We start from the raw sequence: 3,155 nt of genomic DNA on the forward strand, positions 1-3,155 counted from the left end.
GATGCCGGGGCCGGCGGCCACACGCCGTCCGACTTCCCCCTCGTACCCGCCCTCACCCAGGAGCAGGTGGAAGCCCTGGAGGCCGCGTACCCCGGACTGGAGGACGTCCTCCCGCTCTCCCCGCTCCAGGAGGGCCTGCTCTTCCACGCCCACTACGACCACGAGGGCACCGACGTCTACACCGCTCAGGTCGAACTGGACCTGGAGGGCCGGCTGGACGAGGCGACCCTGCGGGAGGCATGGACGGCGCTGCTGCGCCGCCACGCCAACCTGCGGGCCGCGTTCGTGCCCGACGTCGCCGGCGTTCCCGTCCAGGTGGTCGTCCGCGACCCCGGACTCCCCTGGCGCACCGTCGATCTCCGCGCCCTGCCCGAGGCGGACGCGGAGGCGGAGGCAGGCCGGATCGCCGCCGAGGAGCGCGCGAAGCGCCTCGATCCGGCGCGGGCGCCGCTCATGCGCCTCACCGTCGTGGGCCTGAGCGACACCCGGCACCGTCTCGTGCTGACGAACCACCACATCCTCTTCGACGGCTGGTCGGTCCCCGTCCTCGCGAAGGAACTGTTCACCCTGTACGCCACTGCCGCCGCCGGCGGCACCGGCGCGGACCTGCCGCCGTCCACCCCCTACAGCGACTACCTCGCCTGGCTCGCCGCACAGGACGGACAGGCGGCCGAGCGGGCCTGGGCGGACGAGCTCGCCGGGGTGGAGGAGCCGACGCTCCTGGCTCCGGACACCCCGGCCGCCACCGCCGGGGCACCGGGCGTCCCCGCCAGGATCGACGCGGAGCTCCCCGCGCCGGCCGTGACGGCGCTGCGCCGGCTGGCGCGGGACCGGGGCCTGACGGTCAACACCCTGGTGCAGGGTGCCTGGGCGCTGCTGCTGTCCCGGCTGACCGGCCGTGACGACGTCGTCTTCGGTACGACGGTCTCCGGCCGCCCGCCGGAGATACCCGGCATCGAGTCCATGGCGGGCCTGTTCATCAACACCCTCCCGGTCCGGGTCGTCCTCGACCCGGCCGAGCGGCTGGCCGACCTCCTGCTGCGCGTGCAGACCGCCCAGTCGGAGCTGATGGCCCATCAGTACATCGGATTGAGCCGGATCAACCGGCTGTCCGGCCTGCCGCGGCTGTTCGACAGCCTCGTCGTCTTCGAGAACTACCCGGTCGCCGAAGGGTCCGTCCCGTCCTCGGGGCTCGCCGTCAGCGGCTCGAAGGTCCACGACGCGACCCACTACCCGGTGACCCTCGCCGCCGGACTCCGCGACGACGAACTGTGGCTGCGGCTCCACTACATGCCGCACCTCCTCACCGAGGAGGCCGCACGCACGCTCACCGACCGGTTCCGCACGCTGCTGCGGACGCTCGCCGACGACCCCACCCGCCCGTCCGGTTCCGTCGACGTCCTCACCGCCGAGGAGCGGCACCGTATCCTCACCGACTGGAACGACGTCGACGCGGACACGACGAGGGACGCGACGAGTGTCGTCGAGGCGTTCGCGTCGCAGGTGGCGCGTACGCCGCAGGCCGTGGCCGTCCGCTGGGACGGCGGTGTGCGGACGTACCGGGAACTCGACGAGCGGGCGGACCGCCTGGCGGCGCGGCTGGTGTCCCTGGGGGTGCGGCCGGAGGAGCGCGTCGCCCTGCTGATGGAGCGTTCACCGGAGGTCGTGACGGCGATCCTGGGCGTGCTGAAGGCCGGAGCGGTCTACGTGCCCCTCGACGGAAGACTGCCGGGGGCCCGGCTCGCCTCGATGACACGACTGGCCGGATGCCGCGTCGTGGTCACCGACGGCGGCACGACCACCGACGTCCTGCCCGGAATCGAACACGAGGTCCCGGTCCGGGCCGGTGACGACGACCGTCCGGAAGAACCCCCCGTCCGGGCCCCCGTCGTGCGCGTCCTGCCGGACAGCGCCGCCTACGTGATGTTCACGTCCGGCTCCACCGGCGAGCCGAAGGGCGTGGAGATCACCCACCGCGGAGTGGTGAGCCTGGCCACCGACCGCCGCTGGAACACCGGCGCCGCCTCCCGCGCCGACACGGTCCCGCACCGGGTGCTGCTGCACTCGCCGTACGGCTTCGACCCGTCCACCTACGAGCTGTGGATGCCCCTGCTCGGCGGCGGCGAGGTCGTCGTCGCACCGCCCGGCGACCTCGACGTACCCACCATCGCCCGTACGGTCCGCACGCACGGCGTGACCTCGCTGCTGCTCACCGCCGGACTGTTCCGGGTGGTCGCGGAGGAGGACCCCGGCTGCCTGGAGGGGGTCCGGGAGGTGCTGACCGGCGGAGACGTGGTCTCGTCGGCGTCCGTGCGGCGCGTCCTGAACGCGTGCCCGGACACCGACGTCACCGACATCTACGGCCCGACCGAGATCACCCTGTTCGCCACCCAGCACACCATGCGGGACGCGGCCCGGGTGCCGGGCAGCGTCCCCATCGGCCGTGCCCGTGACGGCATGCGGGCCTACGCCCTCGACGGCCGGCTGCGACCGGTGCCGCCCGGCGCGGTGGGCGAGCTGTACATCGCCGGTGACGCCCTGGCGCGCGGCTACCTGAACCGGTTCGCGCAGACGGCGGAGCGGTTCGTCGCCGATCCGTTCGGTCCGGCCGGCACCCGCATGTACCGCACGGGCGACCTGGTGCGCTGGACCCCGGACGGAGTGCTGGAGTTCCTCGGGCGGGCCGACCACCAGGTCAAGATCCGCGGCTTCCGCATCGAACTCGGCGAGATCGAGGGCGTACTCGGCGCACAGGACGAGGTCGCCGACGCCGTGGTCCTCGTACAGCGGGCGCCGTCCGGCGGCAAGCACCTCGTCGGCTACGTCGTCCCCGAACCGGGCCGCCGGCCCGACCCCGGCACGCTCCGGGCGAGCCTCGCCGAACGGCTGCCGGAGTACATGGTCCCCTCCGACATCCTGCTGCTCGACGCACTGCCGCTGACCGCGAACGCCAAGCTCGACCGCGCGGCCCTGCCCGTGCCCGGCTTCGCCGGCACGACGGGCGGAGGACGGGCACCGCGCACCCCCGTGGAGCGGACCCTCTGCGCGCTGTTCGCGGAGGTGCTGGGCGTGGAGCGGGTCGGCGCGGACGACGGGTTCTTCGCGCTGGGCGGGGACAGCATCATGTCGATCCAGCTGGTCAGCCGGGCACGGCG

1 protein-coding gene is annotated in these 3,155 nt (G+C 73.7%); it reads left to right on the plus strand.

Going from position 1 to position 3,155, the window contains the following annotated elements; translation table 11 throughout:
• The coding region (locus ACZ7G3_RS35680; RefSeq protein WP_470930864.1) for a non-ribosomal peptide synthetase at positions 1 to 3,155 on the plus strand (3,155 nt) is incomplete at both ends.

The organism is Streptomyces sp. NPDC037271, from assembly GCF_055603605.1.